The 22066-nt window shown below is 51.9% G+C and carries 20 protein-coding genes; all 20 read left to right on the top strand.

Annotated elements, in window-relative coordinates; all coding sequences use genetic code 11:
• The 20 genes from atpA to CBE73_RS12305 all read left to right on the top strand — a co-directional run bounded on the left by atpA (position 1) and on the right by CBE73_RS12305 (position 22059).
• Positions 1-1515 carry a F0F1 ATP synthase subunit alpha gene (gene atpA / locus CBE73_RS12400; protein WP_094094475.1) on the top strand — a complete coding sequence of 505 codons (1515 nt, stop codon included), beginning with the start codon at positions 1-3 and terminating at the stop codon, positions 1513-1515.
• Between the two features lie 131 nt (positions 1516-1646).
• Positions 1647-2513 carry an ATP synthase F1 subunit gamma gene (atpG, locus tag CBE73_RS12395; RefSeq protein WP_094094474.1) on the top strand — a complete coding sequence of 289 codons (867 nt, stop codon included), beginning with the start codon at positions 1647-1649 and terminating at the stop codon, positions 2511-2513.
• Positions 2514-2640: 127 nt separating this feature from the next.
• Positions 2641-4041 carry a F0F1 ATP synthase subunit beta gene (atpD, locus tag CBE73_RS12390; protein WP_094094473.1) on the top strand — a complete coding sequence of 467 codons (1401 nt, stop codon included), beginning with the start codon at positions 2641-2643 and terminating at the stop codon, positions 4039-4041.
• A gap of 49 nt (positions 4042-4090) precedes the next feature.
• The gene (locus tag CBE73_RS12385; RefSeq protein ID WP_094094472.1) at positions 4091-4504 is read left to right on the top strand and encodes a F0F1 ATP synthase subunit epsilon; all 414 of its coding nucleotides are present in this window, start codon (positions 4091-4093) and stop codon (positions 4502-4504) included.
• A gap of 536 nt (positions 4505-5040) precedes the next feature.
• Positions 5041-5295, top strand: coding sequence for a DUF1146 family protein (locus CBE73_RS12380; RefSeq protein WP_229752704.1), 255 nt, complete (start codon positions 5041-5043; stop codon positions 5293-5295).
• 338 nt (positions 5296-5633) lie between these two features.
• Positions 5634-6971 (top strand): UDP-N-acetylglucosamine 1-carboxyvinyltransferase, encoded by a 1338-nt coding sequence (murA, locus tag CBE73_RS12375; protein WP_094094470.1) that lies wholly within the window; start codon positions 5634-5636, stop codon positions 6969-6971.
• A 212-nt stretch (positions 6972-7183) separates the two neighbouring features.
• Complete coding sequence (gene tnpA / locus CBE73_RS12370) at positions 7184-7657, top strand: IS200/IS605 family transposase (RefSeq protein ID WP_094092635.1); 474 nt, start codon at positions 7184-7186, stop codon at positions 7655-7657.
• 260 nt (positions 7658-7917) lie between these two features.
• Positions 7918-8706 carry an alpha/beta hydrolase gene (locus tag CBE73_RS12365; RefSeq protein ID WP_094094469.1) on the top strand — a complete coding sequence of 263 codons (789 nt, stop codon included), beginning with the start codon at positions 7918-7920 and terminating at the stop codon, positions 8704-8706.
• A gap of 278 nt (positions 8707-8984) precedes the next feature.
• Positions 8985-10355: a stage II sporulation protein D gene (spoIID, locus tag CBE73_RS12360; RefSeq protein ID WP_229752727.1), complete on the top strand. Its 1371-nt coding sequence runs from the start codon at positions 8985-8987 to the stop codon at positions 10353-10355.
• 303 nt (positions 10356-10658) lie between these two features.
• On the top strand, positions 10659-11435 hold the full coding sequence (locus CBE73_RS12355) for a M23 family metallopeptidase (protein WP_094094468.1): 777 nt from the start codon (positions 10659-10661) through the stop codon (positions 11433-11435).
• Positions 11436-11715: 280 nt separating this feature from the next.
• Complete coding sequence (gene spoIIID / locus CBE73_RS12350) at positions 11716-12000, top strand: sporulation transcriptional regulator SpoIIID (protein WP_068698498.1); 285 nt, start codon at positions 11716-11718, stop codon at positions 11998-12000.
• Between the two features lie 225 nt (positions 12001-12225).
• The gene (mreB, locus tag CBE73_RS12345; RefSeq protein WP_094094467.1) at positions 12226-13221 is read left to right on the top strand and encodes a rod shape-determining protein; all 996 of its coding nucleotides are present in this window, start codon (positions 12226-12228) and stop codon (positions 13219-13221) included.
• A 97-nt stretch (positions 13222-13318) separates the two neighbouring features.
• On the top strand, positions 13319-14194 hold the full coding sequence (locus tag CBE73_RS12340; protein ID WP_094094466.1) for a flagellar hook-basal body protein: 876 nt from the start codon (positions 13319-13321) through the stop codon (positions 14192-14194).
• 10 nt (positions 14195-14204) lie between these two features.
• On the top strand, positions 14205-15041 hold the full coding sequence (locus CBE73_RS12335; protein ID WP_094094465.1) for a flagellar hook-basal body protein: 837 nt from the start codon (positions 14205-14207) through the stop codon (positions 15039-15041).
• 12 nt (positions 15042-15053) lie between these two features.
• The gene (locus CBE73_RS12330; protein ID WP_229752725.1) at positions 15054-15374 is read left to right on the top strand and encodes a DNA-directed RNA polymerase subunit beta; all 321 of its coding nucleotides are present in this window, start codon (positions 15054-15056) and stop codon (positions 15372-15374) included.
• A gap of 384 nt (positions 15375-15758) precedes the next feature.
• Entirely contained in the window at positions 15759-16181 is a 423-nt protein-coding gene (gene fabZ / locus CBE73_RS12325; RefSeq protein ID WP_094094464.1) for a 3-hydroxyacyl-ACP dehydratase FabZ, read from the top strand.
• A gap of 49 nt (positions 16182-16230) precedes the next feature.
• Positions 16231-17949, top strand: coding sequence for a phospho-sugar mutase (locus CBE73_RS12320; protein WP_094094463.1), 1719 nt, complete (start codon positions 16231-16233; stop codon positions 17947-17949).
• 145 nt (positions 17950-18094) lie between these two features.
• Positions 18095-20113 carry a DUF5693 family protein gene (locus CBE73_RS12315; RefSeq protein WP_094094462.1) on the top strand — a complete coding sequence of 673 codons (2019 nt, stop codon included), beginning with the start codon at positions 18095-18097 and terminating at the stop codon, positions 20111-20113.
• Entirely contained in the window at positions 20086-21240 is a 1155-nt protein-coding gene (csaB, locus tag CBE73_RS12310; RefSeq protein ID WP_094094461.1) for a polysaccharide pyruvyl transferase CsaB, read from the top strand. Before CBE73_RS12315 ends, csaB begins: the two co-directional genes overlap by 28 nt.
• Before the next feature lie 42 nt (positions 21241-21282).
• Positions 21283-22059: a WecB/TagA/CpsF family glycosyltransferase gene (locus tag CBE73_RS12305; protein WP_229752732.1), complete on the top strand. Its 777-nt coding sequence runs from the start codon at positions 21283-21285 to the stop codon at positions 22057-22059.
• The last annotated feature ends 7 nt before the right edge of the window (positions 22060-22066 follow it).

Genomic DNA, 22066 nt, shown 5'->3' with positions numbered 1-22066 from the left:
TTGAGTATCAGACCTGAGGAAATCAGCACACTGATTAAAAGTCAGATCGAACAATATAAGACGGAAATCGAAGTAGCCGAAGTCGGAACCGTTATTCAAGTCGGTGATGGTATTGCCCGTGTTCACGGACTCGAAAACGCGATGGCAAACGAGCTTCTCGAATTCGAAAACGGGGTTGTAGGCCTTGCCCTCAACCTGGAAGAAAGCAACGTGGGTGTCGTTATCCTGGGCCCTTACAGCGAAATCCGCGAAGGCGACCAAGTGAAACGCACCGGACAAATCATGCAGGTTCCTGTAGGCGAAGCTCTCCTGGGCCGCGTAGTTAATCCGCTGGGTCAACCTGTGGACGGCAAAGGTCCTATCGCTACAACGGAATTCCGTCCTGTCGAACACAACGCTCCTGGCGTTATCGACCGTAAATCCGTACATGAGCCAATGCAGACTGGTATCAAAGCGATTGACTCCATGGTACCTATCGGCCGCGGCCAGCGGGAATTGATCATCGGTGACCGTCAAACCGGTAAAACGGCTATCGCCATCGATACGATCATTAACCAAAAAGGCAACGGCGTGAAATGTATCTACGTTGCAATCGGTCAGAAACAATCCACCGTTGTAGGCGTGGTTGAAACCCTTCGCCGTCACGGCGCTTTGGATTACACAATCGTTGTAACGGCTTCTGCATCCGAGCCGTCCCCACTCTTGTACATCGCTCCTTATGCGGGCGTAGCTATGGGTGAGTACTTCATGTACAAAGGCGAGCATGTTCTGATCATTTATGATGACCTGTCCAAACAAGCGGCAGCTTATCGTGAATTGTCCTTGCTGCTCCGTCGTCCTCCAGGCCGCGAAGCGTTCCCTGGTGACGTATTCTACTTGCACTCCCGTTTGCTGGAACGTGCAGCGAAGCTGAGCGATGAGCTTGGCGGCGGTTCTATTACGGCTCTGCCGTTTATTGAAACCCAAGCTTCTGACGTATCCGCATACATCCCTACCAACGTGATTTCGATCACCGACGGTCAGATCTTCCTGGAGTCCGACCTGTTCTATTCCGGTCAACGTCCAGCGATCAACGTAGGTATCTCCGTATCCCGGGTAGGCGGTTCCGCACAGATTAAAGCGATGAAGAAGGTAGCCGGCACACTCCGTTTGGACTTGGCCCAATACCGCGAACTTCAAGCTTTCTCCCAATTCGGATCCGATCTGGATAAATCCACTCAAGCCCGTCTTAACCGCGGTGCTCGAATGATGGAAATCCTGAAACAAGGCGTGAACCAGCCGCTTTCCGTTGAGAAACAGGTTGTCAGCTTGTATACAGCTGTCAAAGGTTATCTTGATGAAATTCCGGTTGGCGATATCCGTCGTTTCGAAACGGAGTTCTTGTCCTTCGTAGAAAGCCAGCATGACGAAGTGCTGCAGTCGATCCGCGATACTAAGGATTTGACGGCCGAGAACGAAACGGCGCTGAAAGAAGTTATCGAGAAATTCAAAAAGGGCTTTGCAGTTAAGGCTTAATATATGAATATGCACGGGCTTTGGCGATTGCCAAAGCTTGTGTGCATACGGACCTATATGCTTGGGCGATGCCCGGGCTATGCTTACGAAGTAACTTTGGACTCCGTCCAAAGTTTTGAGGTGGTGAAATCATGGCAAAAGGAATCCGCGAGATTAAACGTCAGATCAAGAGCGTACAGAACACCCGTCAGATCACCAAGGCGATGGAGATGGTCGCTTCCGCTAAATTGAGAAGAGCTCAGGAGAAGGCACAAGCTGCCCGCCCGTACGAGGAGAAACTCAAGGAAGTGGTAACCAGCATTGCTGCCGGTTCCCAAGGGGTCAGCCATCCTATGCTGGAGACCCGTCCGATCAAGAGAACGGCTTACATTGTGATCACTTCCGACGGCGGCCTTGTCGGCGGTTATAACTCCAACATGCTTCGTAAGGTGATGGAGCGGTTAGCGCAGCATGCATCCAAAGAAGAGTATGGTTTGTTCGTGGTAGGACGCAAAGGACGGGATTATTTCAACCGCCGCAATCTTCCGGTAGTGGAGACGGTTGTTGAATTGTCCGACACCCCTTCATTTGCCGATATCAAGAAGATTGCAAGTGCAGCCGTTCAAGGCTTTGAGAATGAGCAGTTTGATGAAATCTACATTTGCTTCAACCGTTTCATCAACCCGCTTACCCAAGTGCCAACCATCGACCGCTTGCTTCCTTTTGAACGGGTGGAAAGCTCGTCAAACGGCGAACTTAAAGCTTCCTACGAATATGAGCCTTCACCGGAAGGCGTCCTCGAGGTGCTGCTTCCCAAATATGCCGAAACGCTTATTTACGGAGCACTCTTGGAAGGCAAAGCGAGTGAGCTGGGCGCCAAGATGACGGCGATGGGATCCGCAACGAAGAATGCGTCGAAGATGATCGGCGAATTGACATTGACTTACAACCGGGCTCGCCAGGCTGCAATTACCCAGGAAATCACGGAAATTGTCGCTGGCGCCAACGCCCAGTCTTAAATTTAAAGGCTATGATGACAGTTTGCGGAAAGCAAGCTACCGCTGCATTTTCCCGAGCTGTCATGTGCTTGATGCCGGAATTGCAGCTTAAGCAGTTCTCCGCAAACATTGAGGAGGGAAACAAAAGATGAACAAAGGACGCGTTGTCAGCATTATGGGTCCGGTCGTCGACGTTGAATTTCAGCGCGGTCAACTTCCGGAGATCTTCAATGCTATTAGTATCCCGGGTGATGCCGCTGCCGGCCGCCCGAATGATTTGACCCTGGAAGTTTCCAACCATCTGGGCGACAATCTGGTGCGTTGTATCGCCATGTCTTCTACAGACGGTCTGGTTCGCGGCGTTGAAGCCACTAACCTCGGGGCTCCGATTTCCGTACCTGTAGGCGAAATAACGTTAGGTCGCGTATTTAACGTACTTGGTGAAACTATTGATAATAAAGGACCGGCAGAAGGCGGAACTAAAAATCCGATTCACCGTGAGCCTCCTACTTTTGAAGAGCTGTCCACTCAATCCGAAATCCTGGAGACAGGTATTAAGGTTATCGACTTGCTCGCTCCTTATGCCAAGGGCGGTAAAATCGGTCTGTTCGGCGGTGCGGGCGTAGGTAAAACCGTTACAATTCAGGAACTGATCAACAACATCGCGCAGGAACACGGCGGTATCTCCGTATTTGCGGGTGTTGGTGAACGTACTCGTGAAGGTAATGACCTGTACCATGAAATGTCGGATTCCGGCGTTATCAGCAAAACAGCGATGGTGTTCGGACAAATGAACGAACCTCCAGGTGCGCGTCTTCGCGTTGCTTTGACAGGTTTGACCATGGCCGAATATTTCCGTGATCAAGAGGGCCGTGACGTACTGCTCTTTATCGATAACATCTTCCGCTTTACCCAAGCGGGTTCCGAAGTATCCGCCCTGCTCGGACGTATGCCGTCCGCGGTAGGTTACCAGCCTACTCTGGCAACAGAGATGGGTCAATTGCAGGAGCGTATTACTTCCACGAAGAAAGGTTCCGTTACGTCGATCCAGGCTATCTACGTGCCTGCGGATGACTATACTGACCCGGCTCCAGCGACTACTTTTGCTCACTTGGACGCCACTACAAACCTTGAGCGTAAAATTTCCGAGAAAGGGATCTTCCCTGCGGTCGATCCGCTGGCTTCCAGCTCCCGGATGCTTTCGCCTGAGATTGTTGGCGAAGAGCACTATAATGTAGCGCAAGGCGTTAAACAAATCCTTGCCCGCTACAGAGAGCTTCAAGACATCATCGCCATCCTCGGTATGGACGAATTGTCTGAAGACGACAAACTAGTTGTAGCACGTGCTCGTAAGATCGAGCGCTTCTTGTCCCAGCCTTTCCACGTTGCCGAGCAGTTCACCGGTATCAAAGGTAAATATGTTCCGGTTGCGGAAACGGTTCGCAGCTTTAAAGAAATTCTGGACGGCAAGCATGACGAGCTTCCGGAAGCAGCCTTCATGTATGTAGGTACTATTGAAGAAGCTGTGGAGAAAGCAAAAACTCTGTAAGCTTCTAGCTGATGGAGATCCTTTGCAAATAGCCTAAGGAGTGATGAGCGTGAATACTTTTTTGCTTGAAATCGTCACACCGGAGCGCGTAGTTTTCTCCCAGCAGGTGGATAACGTCATTGTACGCGGCACAGAAGGGGAATTCGGCGTCATGGCCGGACACGTGCCTTTGGTCACGCCTCTTCAGGTCGCGCCCATTATCGTTAAAGCCGGCAGCAATAGAACCTCAATCGCCGTTCACGGCGGTTTTATTGAAGTGCAGAAGGAGAAAGCGATCATTCTGGCTGAAAGTGCTGAGCTTTCCCAGGATATCGATGTGGAACGCGCCAGAGCGGCTAAAGAACGGGCTGAACGCAGACTCGCTAACCGCAGCAGCAAGGACCATGTTGATCACCGCCGGGCAGAATTGGCCCTGCAAAGAGCCGTTACCCGGATTAACGTGTCTTCGAAGAGCAAGGAATAGCAAACGAAGGAAGGCTGGACCTCGATTGAGGGGTTCAGCCTTTTTTATTTTTCAAACCATTTCCCAGGATTTATAACGAATTGATTAGTTCTTTATTCCTGTTTTATGAGTTGAAGGTCGGCTCGATTTTGGATGATTATGGTCAATAAGTCCCAATCATTTTTAATACGGATTTCATGTTTATGTGTTATTTTCTGGATATGTACAGATGGCCACAAACAATCCGAAAGGCTTGGGCAGAATAAAGGAAACCGCTTTTATAAAAGCCCAGCCGGAAGGGCCAAATCGGAGATGGGAACTATTTCTGCCTTACAGCAAAACGGTTTTCATATAAAATAGAAAAAAATCTACAAAAATACGTTTTGCATTCATAATATGACAATAAAAAACTGGATTATTACTCGTTTGGCAAGTATGATATAGAAGGTCTATTTATTTACAGGGTCTGTATATGCCTCGAATCGAAGATTTCGGGAGCTGTTAACCGAATGACGGCTGGCGGCATAACATATCGTACACGAGGAGGAAGAGATGGGTTGGATGCTTCGCTGAGTGAAGTCTCATCTGCAGCTGCGGTAAGTTCGCTAACGGCGATTTTGATTTCCCTGATCTGTATTTGCATCTCCTGGTGGGCTCTGCAAAATTTAAAGCTGGATTTGGTGATCCGGCATCCAAAGGGACCTCAGGGCAAGCTGCTGCAGCTTCTGCTGGCGATTGTTCTGGGTAAGTTTGTTGCGGACTTTATTATTCAGTACCTGGGTTATACCCATATGCTGCGTTACTTGTTTTAACTTTTAAGGACTTGGGTTATATGATGTTAGGCCACGTGAGCCACAATTTTTGTCGAATAACATCAAATTGAACTGCTAACAATGGTGAATAAGGGTCTTGATTTTTATTATTCTTAATAAATGCCCAAGGTGTACGGGTCTTGATTCCTACGGCCTACCCCTCCGGCAAAAGTACCTTGTGCGCCTGGAATTAACAATGCTAAGATGAAATTTGTGGTTTCTCAAAAAAAACTTTGTAATTTTTTAAAAAATGGAGTTATTCCAGCATTCCAAAATTTGCGGAGCAATCCGCCAATTCATGGTGAGAAAAGAGAAAATGAACGCGCGGAGGGAACCGTATGAGTAAATTTATCGTCCGCGGCGGCAATGTGTTGACCGGGAACGTTAAAGTTAGCGGAGCAAAAAACTCAGTGCTGCCGATTATCGCAGCTTCTTTATTAGGTGAAGAAGGAGTCAGCATTATACGTGATGCTCCACCTCTGGACGACGTAAGGACGATCAGCCGAGTGTTGGAATCCTTGGGGGCAAAGGTTACATATGACCAAGAGGTTATCACTGTAGATGCCCGCCAGCTTTCTTCTTACGAAGCGCCGTATGAATGGGTGCGCAAGATGAGAGCGTCCTTCCTGGTCATGGGTCCGCTTTTGACCAGACTCGGACATACCCGTATTTCGCTGCCAGGCGGCTGTGCGATTGGCACCAGACCGATCGACCAGCATTTGAAGGGCTTTGAAGCGATGGGCGCCAAGATTCAGCTCGGTCAAGGTTATGTGGAAGCCACTGTAGATGGCAGACTTCGCGGTGCGAAAATTTACCTGGATGTCGCGAGTGTAGGTGCGACTGAAAATATTATGATGGCCGCTGCTTTGGCAGAAGGTACAACACTTATCGAAAATGCGGCGAAAGAGCCGGAAATTGTCGATCTCGCCAATTATTTGAACAGCATGGGAGCGATCGTTCGCGGCGCAGGTACGGAAATGATCCGTATCGAAGGCGTCGAGAAGCTGCACGGCGTTGAACACACCGTCATTCCCGACCGCGTGGAGGCAGGCACTTACATGATTGCTGCTGCGATTACGGGCGGCGACGTATTTGTGGAGGGCGCGATTGCCGATCACTTGAATCCGGTCATTGCCAAGCTGGAAGAGATGGGCGTTCAAATTGACGTGAAAGAGAACGGAATTCGCGTTACCGCCAAACATCCGCTTAAATCCGTAGACGTCAAAACACTGCCTTACCCTGGATTCCCGACCGATATGCAGTCGCAAATGATGGCGCTGCTGCTGAAATCGGAAGGCACCAGTGTAGTAACCGAAACCGTATTTGAGAACCGCTTTATGCACGTTGAACAGTTCACGCTGATGAATGCGCAGATTAAAGTGGAAGGACGTACGGCGATCGTTACCGGTTCCTCGAACCTGGTTGGAGCTAAGGTCTGCGCAACGGACTTGAGAGCCGGAGCGGCTCTGATTCTTGCAGGCTTGGTAGCTGAAGGCACAACAGAGGTCAGCGGTATCCACCACATTGACCGCGGTTATGTGAATTTGGCCGAGAAATTGTCCGGACTGGGCGCTGATATTTGGCGTATTGAGATGGGCGAAGAAGGCAAACGTCTTGAATCCAGCCATGCTGTGGAAGAATTGCCGAAATTGAAAATTCAAACGAGCGGAGTTTAAGTCACTTTATTCCTTGGACCCGCCGCTTTTAGCAGGCATAGAGCCGCCCCTTGTGGGCGGCTTTTCATTTTTAGGCTTTAGCCTGTTGAGCACGTGAAACGTGCGAAATATAAAACCACCCGCTATGCGGGTGGAGGGATCTAGGGTTACACCAATAAGACCATCCGGATAAAATTGAGATGTTCAGGCTCAATTCGAAAGGATGGTCTTATATGGAAAATAAAAATTTTAGTTTAGCGCACACAAAGTGGATGTGTAAGTATCACATTGTGTTCACCCCGAAGTATAGACGTAAAGAGATCTACAATCAAGTGAGACGAGATCTAATTGAAATCATGAAGCGTCTATGTAAATACAAGGGAGTAGAGATATTAGAAGGGCATATGATGCCGGATCATGTCCACATGCTGGTGGCGATCCCACCGAAAATATCGGTGTCTTCCTTTATGGGCTATCTAAAAGGGAAAAGCGCACTCATGATATTCGAGAAGCATGCCAACTTGAAGTATAAGTATGGGAATCGGAAATTCTGGGCGGAAGGCTACTACGTAAGTACAGTGGGGCTAAATGAAGCCACCGTCGCCAAGTACATTCGAGAGCAAGAGGCACATGACCAAGCCGTAGATAAGCTGAGTGTAAAAGAGTATGAAGATCCATTCAGCAGCAACAAGGGCAAGAAAAAGTAAAACCAGTTTAACTGGTAAGTGAAAGAGACAAATAACACTGAGCCTGAACGCTTTGTGGTCAGGCTAGCGTCTTTAGGCGCAGTTTGGTAACAGGGGGTTATACCCCTAGTGCAAACCACCCGTTGGACGGGTGGTTCTGATTTTTTACAGGACCCATATAGAAGAAAAAAAGAACGCAGCAGCCCCTGCAGCCGTTATAATAGTTAAGGTAGATTATGAAAGCGCAATCACAGTTTGCCAGAGCAGAAAGGATGAGGAAGATGGCGTTGATTCAGTGTCAATTTTTTTCGGAGGTTCTGGGGCTCAGCACGCAGATGACTGTCATCCTCCCACAGAAAGCTGCAGGGGAAATCGGCGTGGAGAGCGCCCGAGGCGAAGGGAAATACCCGGTACTTTATTTGCTGCACGGGTACAGCGATGACGACACCATTTGGCTGAGACGGACCTCTATCGAACGGTATGTATCCGCGCTGGGGATCGCAGTGGTGATGCCTAACGTGCATCAAAGCTTTTACAGTGATATGGAATACGGAAATCCTTACTGGACATTCCTGTCCGAGGAACTGCCAAGATTGGCTTCGTCTTTCTTCCCGCTGTCGGAGAATAGAGAGGACCATTTTGTGGCGGGCCTGTCGATGGGCGGCTATGGAGCCGTCAAGTGGGCGCTCCGCTGTCCGGACCAGTTTGCGGCGGCTGCCAGCTTGTCGGGTGTGCTTGATCTCGCAGGTCATATCAAATCCAACCCATTTACGGCAAGAAGCCTGCAGCTGGTGTTCGGGGATCGGGATATAGCCGGAACGGCCGACGATCCGCTTTGGCTCCTGGAACAAGCGGCAGCTTCGGACGGGCCGAAACCTCTGCTTTATCAATGCTGCGGAACAGAAGACTTCCTCTATGAGGGCAATGTGAAGTTTAAGGAGCTTGCGGACCGGGCCGGTTATGAAGTGACGACGGTGTTTGATCCGGGCAATCATAACTGGGAATACTGGGACGCTCATATCCAGAAGGTTCTGGAGTGGCTGCCGCTGAAGGAACGTACAAGTTTGTGAGGACAGCGGTCTGCGGGCGATAGAAGAATGCAAGAAATAGAAAAGACGAAAGACGGAACATTTGAAACGGGGACCGGCCATGGGCTGGTTCTCTTTTTTGGTTTGTTTGATTAAGCGGCAGACCGGGATTCTAGCTATCTTTCAGCTTTCGTTTGCCTCTAAAAGGTTCTAGCACCCCCTGAAAACTCATATCTATAAGTATACTGAATGCCGCAAACTAGAGAGTAAGCATTGGTTAAAGCAACACGAGAATGCTATGCGGAGGTTTAAGCCCGGAAATGAGCAAGGACAGGACATCGCTAACCTTTAAGTTAACCGATCAAGAACAGCCTCTATACGAGCAGCAACTATACGAGCAGCAACTATACGAACGGAAACTATACGAGCAGCAGGCTCAACAAGCTTCAGAGGAAGTTTGGGAGGCTATGCGGGAACCAAGCGGCGGACAAGGACAGCCGGATATGAAAAATAAGCCGCTGCGCTGGCCCTCCGGCGTCCACGGGCCCCTTCGCCTTCGCCCCGGCGTCCGGCGTCCGCCCCGCTGGGGCTTCCGCAGGCCTCCCCGCTGGGGCGGCCCGCGTCGCCGGAGGCGCCTGCGGCTGCCGATGGCCGCCGCAGGGATTGCCGCGCTGGCTGTACTGCTGCCAGCGCTCCTGGTGCATCGCGGCGGCGCCAATCCGCCGCCGCAGGGCACCCCAGCGGCCGGCCAGCAGCAGCCGGCCGCGCAAACCCCGCCCGCCGCCGTGCAGCGGGCGGACGGGCCCCCGGTGTCCGTGTACCTGTCGGACACCGGGGGCGTGGAAACCCTGCCGCTCGAGCAGTATGTGCTCGGCGTGCTCGTGGCGGAGATGCCGTCTGACTTCGGCATCGAAGCGATGAAGGCCCAGGCGATCGCCGCCCGGACCTTCATCGTCAAACGGCTCGCCGCTGGCGACCGCAGCGGCGTCCCGGAAGGCAGCGCCGATGTGACGGATACCGTCACCCATCAGGCGTACCTGTCCAAAGCCGAGCTCACCGCCTGGAAGCAGGCGGGCAAAGGCGCCGCGCTGCAGAAGCTGCAGCAAGCGGTGGACGAAACGGCCGGAATCATCATGACCTATGACGGGCAGCCGATTTCGGCGTTATTTTTCTCGGCAAGCGGCGGTTACACGGAGAACTCCGAAGACTACTGGAGCGAAAGAATTCCTTACCTGCGAAGTGTCGCCAGTCCCTGGGACGCGCAAATAGATCCTTCATATAAAGAAACGGTGCAGATGCCTCTTCAAGAGATTTACAGCAAGCTGGGGCTGAGCGCAGCTTCACTTCCGGCGTTGGCCGGTACCGGTACCGGACAAGCGGCTCAGACGGCAGCCTCCCTATTTACCGTACTGGACCGTACCCAAGGGGACAGCATCAAAGAGATTCGCATCGGCGGCAAGCTGTTTACCGGCCGCGAGGTGAGAGAGAAGCTGGGGCTGCGATCGAGCCATTTTGATATAAAGATGCAGCAGAACGAAGCTCTCATTACCACTTACGGTTACGGCCACGGAGTTGGCATGAGCCAGTGGGGCGCGAACGGAATGGCGAAGGAAGGCTACACCGCCGCCGAAATCCTGAAACACTACTACACGGGAATCTCCTTAGTCCCCTCTACCAAATTTATAAAATGAACTTCTGAGCCAACTGTAACTAGCGGAGAGGTCGAGTGATTCTGAAAAAGCGGAGCGTCCGGTTAAAAGCTTTCCAAAGGAAAGCTGCTTCGGAAGAATAGGCTGTCTCCGAAATTCTACCTTTTGGTCAATTCCAAGAATTTTGGAGACAACAGCGGTTGTAAGAACACTCGACCGCGCAGCTATAGCAGAGTAGCATTTTAGAAGTGAATTTCTATAAATCAAAACTTTTGAAAAATTTACTATAAACCAAGTATAAAAGATTCAGCCCCGGTAACAATGTGTTACTGAGGTGATAATCATATGAATGAACAAAAGAACAACAAACCAAACCAAGAAGAATCTCCTAAAAATGTAATGGGAGAACCGGTCGCTCCGGTATCGGCTTGGAAGAAAGCATTGTCGAAGAGATGGGTATACCCCGCAGCTTACATGGTCGCAGCAGCTCTTATTCTAACGTTAGTTTGGGTCTATCAGGACGCCAGCCACAAGCAGGCGGCCGAGAACACCACAGCTACCGTAACGGATGATGTGAGCTCGGCCGAAACCGCTACTGAACCGGCGGCAGACCCGCAGGGTGGTCAGAATGACGAACAAGCGGTAGAAACTACAGCGGTAAGTGAAGATTTTGTATGGCCGGTAGCTGACGCTACTCAGGTGTCCATCGTTAAGCCGTTCTATGATAAAGACGGTTCCACGGAAGAGCATGAAGCAGCAATGGTACAATACAAGGATGAATTTATGCCTAACAGCGGAATCGACATCGCGCGCAGCGACAATGCTGCTTTTGAAGTCCAGGCTGCCCTCGGCGGCAAAGTGACGAAGGTGGAGCAGCATGCTTTGAACGGTTACACCGTTGAAGTTACCAACGCCAATAACCTGAAGACGGTTTATGAAAGCTTGGCCGACGTGAAGGTGAAACAGGGCGACGAAGTGAAGCAGGGTCAAGCGCTCGCATCTGCCGGTAAAAATGAAATCGGCAAAGCGCTCGGCAACCACCTCCACTTCGAGGTGTATGAGAACGGCGAAGCCGTTAACCCGGCCTCCCTGCTGCCTGACAGCAGCGCCAGCAGCAAATAAAACAATCGGCGGCGTATAACCGCCTCAAGAAGCAGCCGGAGAGAGCGACTCTCCGGTTTTTTCTGTCTTTTTACGAAAAATTGCCTGCTTGTACCCTTCAAGGCCGTGAAGGCCCGAATGCCGGACTGGCGCGGTTTTGTTCTTGTCCCAGACCGGCGCGGAGGGTTTACATTCCCCTGATCTTTAACCCCGCGCAGGCTGAAGGCCGCGTGAAACAAAGAATATCTAGGCCCGCCCCTCATATAATGTACCAAACTATCTCGAGTAGGGAGGCGGGAGCGTGCACGATTACATTAAGGAGCGTACCATCAAAATAGGCCGCTGCATCGTGGAGACCAAACATACGGTCAGGACGATCGCCAAGGAATTTGGCGTCTCGAAAAGCACTGTGCATAAGGATTTGACCGAACGGCTGCCGGAGATCAATCCGGATCTTGCCGACCAGGTGAAGCACATTCTGGAATACCACAAATCAATCCGGCATTTGAGGGGAGGAGAAGCGACCAAGATCAAATACAAAAAAGGCAGCTCCAAAAATCGGGAAATCGTGACAAGCGTCCAATAATACTCAGCTCCGCAAAAAAATGTGTTTAAGTCTGTCCAAATTCGGGTAAATGATAAGTTTAAACCTTGTAATGAGGCTTTGAGGATTGAATAGCTCCCCCGAAGTATGATATTTTAAAATATGGAAATAGAATGCGGGTTTTTCCAAGGAAAAGACGGATTCTGTCGAGAAATCGCAGTTTTTCACCATATTTTTTAATAAAATAACGCTTTGGGGGATGCAGGAATGGGCAAGGATATCGGGATTGACCTCGGAACGGCAAATGTGCTGATACACGTGAAAGGAAAAGGGGTAGTGCTTGACGAACCGTCGGTGGTCGCTATTGAGAGCGATACCAAGCGTGTCCTTGCCGTGGGGGAAGATGCCCGGCGCATGGTGGGCCGTACACCCGGCAATATTGTAGCCATTCGTCCGCTGATGGACGGAGTTATTGCTGATTTTGAAATTACGGAAACGATGTTGAAACATTTCATTAACCGTGTCGGAGGGAAGAACTGGTACAGCCATCCCCGCATTCTGATTTGCGCGCCTACTAATATTACGTCCGTTGAGCAGAAGTCGATTCGTGAAGCGGCGGAGCGCAGCGGTGCGAAAGAAGTTTTTATGGAAGCAGAACCTAAAGCTGCGGCTATCGGCGCAGGTATGGATATTTATGAACCAAGCGGCAACATGGTAGTGGATATCGGAGGAGGAACGACGGATGTGGCGGTGCTCTCCATGGGGGACATCGTCACAGCTTCCTCGATTAAAATGGCGGGGGACAAGCTTGACGACGCTATTATCCGTTATATCAAAACCAAATATAAATTGATGATTGGCGAACGTACAGCCGAAGACATCAAGATTAACATCGGAACCGTGCATCCGGGCGGACGGGATGCGGGTATGGATATCCGCGGCCGGGATATGGTCAGCGGTCTGCCGCAGACGATCAGCATCACTTCCGGAGAAATCCAGGAAGCGCTGTGGGATTCGGTATCTTCCATCGTATCCGCGGCTAAATCCGTGCTGGAGCGCACACCGCCGGAATTGTCCGCAGACATCATCGACAGAGGCGTCATTCTGACCGGCGGCGGAGCGCTTCTGCACGGGCTGGACGAGCTGCTGGCGACAGAACTTCGCGTACCTGTACTGGTAGCTGAAGATCCGATGCATTGTGTCGTTAAAGGAACAGGAATTATGCTCGACAATTTGGACCGGGTTGTAAAGAAAAAGTTTTAATAACCGATAAATAGATGAACAGACAAATAGATTTAGGAATGATGTTGTAGCAAGCTGCTACATACTATAGAAAGATTAAGAATCGGAGGCATCTTCCATGCTTAGAGGACTATACACTGCGGCCGCCGGCATGATCACCCAGCAGCGACTGCATGATACAGTGACCCAGAATATCGCAAACGTGAACACAACAGGATACAAGCAGGTGAACAGCGTTGCCCGCTCGTTCCCTGAGGTCCTGCTGTCCGCTGTTGGCGGCAAACAGAACAGCAGCGCGCCCATCGGCAAGCTGAACACAGGTGTATTCGCAGAGGAGACACTTCCTACCTTTACGCAGGGAGATGCCAGGGAGACCGGCAAGACAACGGATTTTGCGCTGGTGGCAGATCTTCAGCTTCAGAACCCGGACACCGGCGAGAATTATGTGTTTGATGCCAGCGGGAAGTCGGTTCAGGAGGACGGAAGCGTCGTTTACCAGCCGCAGGCTTTCTTTACGGTGCGTGACGCTGAAGGAAACGTGAAGTACACGCGCGATGGAGATTTTCATGTCGATGCAGCCGGCCGGTTGTTGACGGCGGAAGGTTATGAGGTACTGGGTACCGATAATAATCCGCTGACCATTGGCGGTGCTGTAGATCAGCTCAAAGTAGATAATCAGGGAAGAATCGTTAATTCGGATGGTACGAATGGCCCGCAGCTGTTAATCAGCGTGGCTAACCAGCCTAACCAGCTTGTCCGGGACGGGAACGGCGTGTTTGAAGCAGCCGATCCAGCCGCGGCGGGAATCAACCCGACGGCGGCGGGCGCCCAGCTTGAAGTGCGTCAGGGCTCGCTGGAGACTTCTAACGTCGATTCTGCGCAGGCGATGGTCGATTTGATGACCGCACAGCGCGCTTACGAAGCTAACCAGCAGGTCATCCAGTATTATGATAAAAGCTTGGACAAGGCCGTCAACGAAATAGGCCGGGTATAGGAGGTGCCGTATGAATAACTCAATGATCAGTTCCATGGTGTCACTGGGCAGCCTGCAGCAGCGGCTCGATCTGCTCGCCGACAACATTGCCAACCTGAACACGAATGGATATAAGAGTAAAGACGCTTCTTTTGTAGATACGTTAACCCGCGTTCAGCAGCAGGCCAAAGATATGACCCAGCTGACCGGGCGGAGCACCCCATCCGGCTATAATTTAGGGTTTGGGGCCAAGATGTCCGGCTTAAGTCTGGATTTCACGCAGGGAGAGATTAAAGATACCGGACTGCCAACCGATTTGGCCATTCAGGGCAATGCGCTGTTCCGGGTGCGGGCTGCGGACGGCAGTGACGCCTGGACAAGAGTTGGCGATTTCCAGCTTCATCCTGACCCGGCGAACCCGGGTCAAGCTGCGCTGGTGACGAGCCAAGGCTACAGCGTGCTGGATACAACCGGCCAGCCGGTTTCGGTGCCGGCGAACAGCAAGCTGCAGATCGCGGCTGACGGGACACTTACCGTTACGGACGCAACGGGCACTTTTGATTTCGGCCAGCTTCAGCTGGATTACGTCAATCGTCCGGAAGGACTTGTAGAATTGACTGATAACATGTACGGTTTAGTAAGCGGAGCGGTTCAGGGTGACGTGTTAACGGCAGTGGATACCCTGGCTGACGGGGATCCCCGTTTGAATAAGGTCTCCGTACGGCAAGGCGCACTTGAGCAGTCCAACGTGGATTTGTCCAAGGAAATGACGGATATGCTTCAAGTGCAGCGCGCTTATCAGCTTTCCGCACGCGCCTTGACCTCGAGCGAAGCCATGATGAATATGGCGAATCACTTGCGTGGATAAGGTGGTGCTGAAATGAATGAATACACCGGACCGGAACAGCAGGAACGGACAGACGGACCGAGACGGTCGCGAATGCAGAATAGAAGTGGAGAACAAGAGCAGCGCGGTGAGAGCCAAGCGGATGTGAAGGAAGTGGAAGCGCCCAAAGCCGGTCGGCGGAAGCGCCGCTGGGTGTGGAGACTCGTCTGGACCCTTGTGATCCTTATTATTCTGCTCGCAGCCGGATTCGGCGGTGTGGTGGTAGGGTATGTATTCTTCGGTAAACAGCCCTGGAGCGATCTCCTGGAATGGAGCACCTGGCGTCATGTTTATGATCTGGTGTTCTCTCCTTAAGACATCAGAAAGCTTCAATAGTACATTAGTAAGCTTTAATAATGAAATAAGTTTGGCTTGTACAAATAACCTCCGCATTCCGGTTTGAAGCCGGTCTGACGGAGGTTATTTTGCGGAAAAACATCCCTCCAAAGGCGGATTTGCGGTAGACGAAGGTAGTTTCCTTTTTGGTGGAGGAAAATGTATAATGGTGTGGGATTGTTATACAGCAGGCAAGGTTGGGTAATTCAAAAGGGCTGTATCCTTTATTCGGCACAGCCGCCGTCCTAAAGGATAAGCCCCTTATCTGAACCTTCGCTTCTGCAGGGACGAAGGATAATTACAGTATGGCCCTCTTTTGTCGATTTATTCAGGGCCTTTATTTGAAAGGGGTAACAACTAACCATGATGGACGTACGTGAAATTCAGCAAATTATTCCGCACCGCCCTCCGTTTCTGCTGGTGGACCGGATTTTGGAGATGGAGCCGGGCAAGCGGGCTGTCGGCATTAAGAATGTAACGATTAATGAACCTTTCTTTACAGGCCATTTCCCGGATTATCCGGTCATGCCAGGCGTGCTGATTACGGAAGCGCTGGCTCAGGTCGGGGCAACCGCGATTCTGACGCTGGAAGATAATAAAGGGAAGATCGGTTTTCTGGCCGGTCTGGACGGCTTCCGTTTCCGCGGACAAGTCGTGCCGGGAGACACCCTGCGCCTGGAAGTCGAGATTATCCGGGTGAAAGGCTCTATCGGCAAAGGGAAAGCTGTCGCCAAAGTCGAAGATAAAGTGGTGGCTGAAGGCGAAATTATGTTTGCTTTGTCTTAATTTGTAGAGAAACATATACTCAACAATCTTACCTATAGGAGGAATTGTGATGAGCAACCCATTGACCGTTCTGGACAAAGTACAAAGCTGGCTTGAGGATGCCAACATTGACGAGGCCACGAAACAGGAGCTTCGTTCGCTTGAAGGCCATACAGCCGAACTGGAGGATCGTTTCTATAAAGATCTGGAGTTTGGCACAGGGGGACTGCGCGGCGTGATCGGCGCAGGCAGCAACCGGATGAACCGTTATACGGTTGGCCGGGCTACGCAGGGATTCGCGGCGTATCTGCTGGCCAATGCGCAGGAGCATGGCAATAAGGCGCCTTCGGTCGTCATCGCCCATGACTCGCGCCACTTCTCGCCGGAATTTGCCCTGGAATCGGCACTGGTGCTGGCCGGCAACGGAATTACAGCCAAGTTGTTCCGTTCGCTGCGTCCAACTCCGCAATTATCTTTTGAGGTACGCCGCTTGAACGCCGACGGGGGTATCGTGATTACAGCGAGCCATAACCCGCCGGAGTATAATGGTTATAAGGTATACAACAACACCGGCGGCCAGCTGGTTCCGCATGAAGCGGAGCAGGTGATTGAGCAGATTCGCCAGGTACAGTCTTTCGGCGAAGTCAAACGCCTGACCCAGGAAGAAGCGGAAGCGAAAGGTTTACTTGTGTGGCTGGATGAAGCCGAAGATGAAGCTTTTGCCGATACAGTCGCTTCGGTCAGCGTGAACCGCGAGCTGCTGCAGAACGGAGCAGGCAAAGACGTTGTAGTGGTTTATACGCCGCTGCATGGTACCGGCAACAAACCTGTACGTCAGGTGCTGGACAAGCTGGGCTTCTCGCAGATTCATATCGTGCCGGAGCAGGAGCAGCCGGATCCTGAATTCTCCACCGTGAAATCGCCGAATCCGGAGGAACGGGAAGCTTTTACGAAAGCGATTGAACTTGGAACTAAGATCAATGCCGATCTGCTGATCGGTACTGACCCGGATGCAGACCGCATGGGAGCCGTGGTCCGTACGAAAGATGGCAAATATGAAATATTAACCGGTAACCAATCGGGTGCAATAATCGTTAATTATTTATTAAGCCAGTTGAAGGAGCAGGGGAACCTGCCGGCAAACGGCGCCGTCGTCAAGACGATCGTCACAAGCGAGCTTGGAGCGGTAATCGCTGAACACTACGGGTTGACCGTATTCAACACCCTCACCGGCTTCAAATACATTGGCGAGAAGATGAACGAATTCGAGAAATCTGGTGACCACACCTTTGTCTTTGGTTATGAAGAGAGCTACGGTTATCTGGCCGGCAATTATGCCCGGGACAAAGACGCGGTTGTAGCGGCATCATTAATTTCCGAAGCGGCGGCATACTACAAACAGCAGGGCAAAACGCTGATGGATGCGCTTGAGGACATTTACCGGAAGTTCGGTTATTACCGGGAGGCCTTGTCTTCCCTGACAATGAAGGGTAAAGACGGCGTAGCTAAGATCAACGATCTGATGACCGCTTGGCGCGTAAGTCCTCCGGATGCCGTGAACGGCGCCAAAGTTACGAAGGTGCTTGATTATTCGAAAGGTCTGGACGGCCTGCCGAAAGAGAATGTACTTAAATTCCTGCTCGAAGACGGCTCGTGGTTCTGTCTGCGCCCTTCGGGAACCGAACCTAAGATCAAGTTCTATTTCGCGGTTAAGGGGTCGACCGATGAGGAGGCCAAAGCACGTCTGGCTTCGCTGCAGGAAGAGGTTTTATCCCGCGTTGAAGCGTAAGCTTGATTAGCGGTTATGGCTTGTGGCGGGACTTGTGCCCGCCTTATATACAAATTCAGGAATGGACAGGCCTTGGCCTTTCCATTTTTGGATTTTTAGCGGGAATGTGCGGAAGCCGTTCCTACATTAATGAGGAGGTTCTTTCGTGTATTCAACATGGAACAAGTGGAACAACACCACCCGCAAATGGCTGTGGACTTTGGTTGTTGTGGGATTGGTGGCCTCTCTGCCGATCATTTATGAACGGGTAGAGACGGAGAATTCCGCCAAGCAGGTACAGTTTGTATTCAATTATCGCAGCTTGCTCGACATTTCGTCTTACCAGGTGAACCAGCAGGAAGCTTTGTCCGCTGAGCTTGATAAGCTGCGTGACTCGGGAGTGAACACCATTGCCGTATTCGAGAGCAATCTCGACGAGCTGAAGAAGTCGCGCCGGATTATGGTTTATAACTCGCAGGATGTAGCGGAGATGAATAAGTCGGCCGTTACGGCCCAGGATAATGCTACTTATATCGCTTTTACGTCTGATGAGAATGCGAAGATCTACGCGCCGATTATTGAGGATGCTTTCAAGCCGTTTGATATTGCGGTCACGCCTTGGAGCGTGAACGGTTTGCAGGGTCTTCGCCTGAACACCTCGCCGGAGGATGCAGGCCTCAAGACGCTGCAGCCTGATCCGCAGGCGCTTGAGCTGATCCACAGCAAAGGATTTATGATCCTGCCGCGGATGAATGACAACGGTCCTTACAGTCAGGAGATCGTGGACAAAGAGCTGGATTTGTTCGCCGGCTACGGCGTGAACCGGATTTTGTTCGACGGCAGCTCGGTTAAGGGCTATGGCGATAATGCGGACAAGAACACCCTCCAGGCTTTTGCCGACTCCCTCAAACAAAGAGGAATGGGCATTGCCGCTATCGAAGGTTTGAAAGAGCAGCAGAAAGGGTTTGCCAAGCTGGCTTACCTGCTGGACTACAATGTAGTTCGCCTGCACTCGATCAGTGACACGGATATCACGCAGTCGACCTCTACGTTGTCTGACCGGATTGCGCTGGCCGTGAAAGACCGGAAGATCCGGATGGTGTATCTGAATGCTTCGCCTGCCCGCAATCCGGAGAAAGCGACCATTACAGACCCGATCGACAACGTGATTAACACCCTTCAAGAGCCGGGTAATGCGGTCAGCCGGGTTGAGAAGGACGGATACCAAATCGGCACAGCCGAAGCGTTTAAGGTAGTCGATCATTCGTGGGAGAAAGCAGCCAAATTGTTTGTGGTGCTGGGAGCCGTTGCTTTTACAGCGATGATGATCTCCTTGTTCCTGCCTTCATGGACACTGGCTCTGTTGATTTTGGGTCTGATCGGCAGCGCAGGTTTGTATGTGCTTAAGCCGACGCTGCTCGAACAGATGCTGGCGCTCGCCGCAGCGATCAGCGCACCTACGGTAGCAACGATTCTGGCGATTCGCAAGGTTAAGGAACTGGGCGCCGCCCATCCGGGGATGAGCACCTCGCGCAGACTTTCGCACAGTCTCGTATTGTTTATCAAGTCCGCGCTGATCAGCTTGAGTGCTGTTCCGTTTGTGGTTGGTCTTCTAAATAACATTACTTATGCGCTTGTTCTGAACCAGTTCCGCGGTGTAAGCCTGCTGCATGCCGTTCCGATGCTGCTGGTCGCCATTTACGTATTCCTCTATCAGGGAGAATCGGTTATGGCCGAGCTGCGCAGATGGCTGCGTATGCCGATTACCGTGCTTTGGGTCGTCATTGTCGCCATTATCGGGATTGCCGGTTTGTATTACCTGTCACGGACAGGCAACTCGGGCAGCCTGCTGCCGGGTGAAGCTTCGTTCCGCGCGTTCCTGGAGAATACGATTGGTGTTCGCCCGCGGAATAAAGAATTTTTGTTTGCGCATCCGCTGTTTATCGTCGGGGTCTTTGCGTCCCTGCGGTATCCGAAGGTGCTGTACATCATGATCGTGGCCGCGATGGGGCAGCTGTCCATGGTGGATACGTTCGCTCATATTCATTCGCCATTCTTTATTTCCTTGATCCGCGGCGTGCTGGGGCTTGGCTTCGGCCTGATCGTCGGACTGGTCTTTGTCCTGATTTGGCAAATCCTTGAAAGGTGCTGGAAGAAATGGTCGCCTCTGTTACTCGAAAAATAGTGTTGTCCGGTTACTACGGCTTCCGCAACAGCGGGGATGAAGCGGTGCTTCGCTCGATTTTGACCGCGCTTGATGAAGAAGGCAAGAAGGCCGGCATAACGTTTGAGCCGATCGTATTATCTGCAGATCCGGAATGGACGAGCAAAATGTATAAAGTTCGCGCTGTACCTCGGATGAAATTGTCCGAAGTCAGGAAAGCTATACAGGAAAGTGATGGCTTGATCAGCGGCGGAGGCAGTCTACTCCAGGACGCTACAGGCCCGGCTTCCGTCCCTTATTATTTGGGGGTCATCAAGCTTGCGCAGTGGCTGGGCAAACCGACCTTTGTCTATGCACAGGGCGTTGGCCCGGTGAACCGCAGGCTGTTCCACCGCCTGATCGCTTCTGTGTTCAAGAAATGCCGGTATATCTCGGTCAGAGATATGGAATCGGCGGAGCTGCTCCATACCATGGGAGTGAAGCAGGATCGGGTCGAGGTTGTCCCTGACCCGGTTATGGGCATGCGGCTGCCGGAAGAGGCCGAAGGAGCTGAGACGGCTGCTCCAGAGCCGCAGGGCGTGCAAGAGAAAGAGCTGCCGGTGATCGGCATTTCCGTCCGCTTCTGGAACAAGGAGCGCACGGAGCTGTCGGCCTTGGCCGAAGGGCTGGCGCAGCTGGCCCGTCAGCGCAGCGTCCATCTGCGTTTCCTGCCTTTCCATCTGCCTTCCGACGAAGAAGCTTCCCGCTTCTGTATGGAACGGATCGGCGATTTGGAAGGCACCGGCAGCTTGGTCAGCATAGCGCCGGCTACGGATAATCCGCAGGATATGCTGCGGGAGGTGGACGGCTGCTCGCTGCTGATCGGCATGAGGCTGCACAGCCTGATCTACGCCGCCTCCAGAAGCGTTCCCCTGCTGGGCATTTCTTATGATCCGAAGATCGATCATTTTCTGGCCCGTCTGGGCAGTGTCCCTGTGGGGACAAGCGATCAGCTGTCAGCAGAGAAGCTGGCCGCGAAAGCCCAGCATTTTCTGGGCAGCATAGGCGACTGGCAGAAGCAGCACAGCGGCCAGATTGCCGGGCTTAAGCAGGAAGCCAGGGTTCCGGCCCGGCGGATTGCGGATTATTTTTTGAAGGATAAAGGGTGACTGAAGGTGGATCAAGTGAATCAGGTGAATCAGAATAAGGCGATTCCGAACCATTCGGTTCCAAACAACTCGGTTCCGAATGAGGCGGTACCGACGGTGGATTTATTCGGCATCCGGGTGAGCAAATGGGGGATGGACGATACGGTCCGGTATTTGGCCCAAGCGATTGAGTCGGGCACGCCGCATCAGGTGATTACGGCAAATCCCATTATGGTTATGGCTGCGCTTGAAGATCCTTCCTATATGGAGATTATGAAGAAGGCGGAACTGATCGTGCCGGACGGCACCGGGGTCGTCTGGGCGGCAGGCAAGGCGGGGAATCCCGTGAAGGAGCGGGTGGCCGGTTTTGATCTGCTGCATGAGCTGATGAAGCTGGGCGAGCAGCGGGCTTGGAAATTTTACCTGCTAGGCTCCTCGCCGGAAGTGATTCAGGCAGCAAAAGATCGGTTACAAATGCTTTATCCGGGTGTGAAAATTGTCGGATGGCGCGATGGATACTTTAAATCCGAACAAGATCAGGAAGTGGTTGAAGCTATTCAGGCGGCTGCACCTGATGTTCTGTTTGTGGCACGCGGAGCGGATACCCAGGAGCCCTGGATCGCGAAGTATAAACAGCAGCTGGCCGTGCCTGTGATGATGGGTGTCGGCGGAAGCTTTGACGTCATTTCCGGACGCTCCAAGCGGGCGCCGAAATGGATGCAGAAGCTGCGTGCCGAATGGCTGTACCGGCTCATTAAGGAGCCGACCCGCTACCGCAGAATGCTTGCGCTGCCGAAATTCGCCGTAAAAGTACTGAGGGAGAAAGAAAACCTCGGCTAATTCCGGG

The sequence above is a fragment of the Paenibacillus physcomitrellae genome, assembly GCF_002240225.1.
Classification (GTDB): domain Bacteria; phylum Bacillota; class Bacilli; order Paenibacillales; family Paenibacillaceae; genus Fontibacillus; species Fontibacillus physcomitrellae.
The sequence above is the reverse complement of the archived record's forward strand: the minus strand, read 5'-3'. Positions and strand labels throughout refer to the sequence as shown.

What these genes read in the sequence shown, in the direction of transcription:
- atpG (WP_094094474.1), top strand. Translation starts at nt 1,647, where the DNA reads ATGGCAAAAGGAATCCGCGAGATTAAACGTCAGATCAAGAGCGTACAG.
- atpD (WP_094094473.1), top strand. Translation starts at nt 2,641, where the DNA reads ATGAACAAAGGACGCGTTGTCAGCATTATGGGTCCGGTCGTCGACGTT.
- murA (WP_094094470.1), top strand. Translation starts at nt 5,634, where the DNA reads ATGAGTAAATTTATCGTCCGCGGCGGCAATGTGTTGACCGGGAACGTT.
- tnpA (WP_094092635.1), top strand. Translation starts at nt 7,184, where the DNA reads ATGGAAAATAAAAATTTTAGTTTAGCGCACACAAAGTGGATGTGTAAG.
- CBE73_RS12365 (WP_094094469.1), top strand. Translation starts at nt 7,918, where the DNA reads ATGGCGTTGATTCAGTGTCAATTTTTTTCGGAGGTTCTGGGGCTCAGC.
- spoIID (WP_229752727.1), top strand. Translation starts at nt 8,985, where the DNA reads ATGAGCAAGGACAGGACATCGCTAACCTTTAAGTTAACCGATCAAGAA.
- CBE73_RS12355 (WP_094094468.1), top strand. Translation starts at nt 10,659, where the DNA reads ATGAATGAACAAAAGAACAACAAACCAAACCAAGAAGAATCTCCTAAA.
- mreB (WP_094094467.1), top strand. Translation starts at nt 12,226, where the DNA reads ATGGGCAAGGATATCGGGATTGACCTCGGAACGGCAAATGTGCTGATA.
- CBE73_RS12340 (WP_094094466.1), top strand. Translation starts at nt 13,319, where the DNA reads ATGCTTAGAGGACTATACACTGCGGCCGCCGGCATGATCACCCAGCAG.
- CBE73_RS12335 (WP_094094465.1), top strand. Translation starts at nt 14,205, where the DNA reads ATGAATAACTCAATGATCAGTTCCATGGTGTCACTGGGCAGCCTGCAG.
- CBE73_RS12330 (WP_229752725.1), top strand. Translation starts at nt 15,054, where the DNA reads ATGAATGAATACACCGGACCGGAACAGCAGGAACGGACAGACGGACCG.
- fabZ (WP_094094464.1), top strand. Translation starts at nt 15,759, where the DNA reads ATGATGGACGTACGTGAAATTCAGCAAATTATTCCGCACCGCCCTCCG.
- CBE73_RS12320 (WP_094094463.1), top strand. Translation starts at nt 16,231, where the DNA reads ATGAGCAACCCATTGACCGTTCTGGACAAAGTACAAAGCTGGCTTGAG.
- csaB (WP_094094461.1), top strand. Translation starts at nt 20,086, where the DNA reads ATGGTCGCCTCTGTTACTCGAAAAATAGTGTTGTCCGGTTACTACGGC.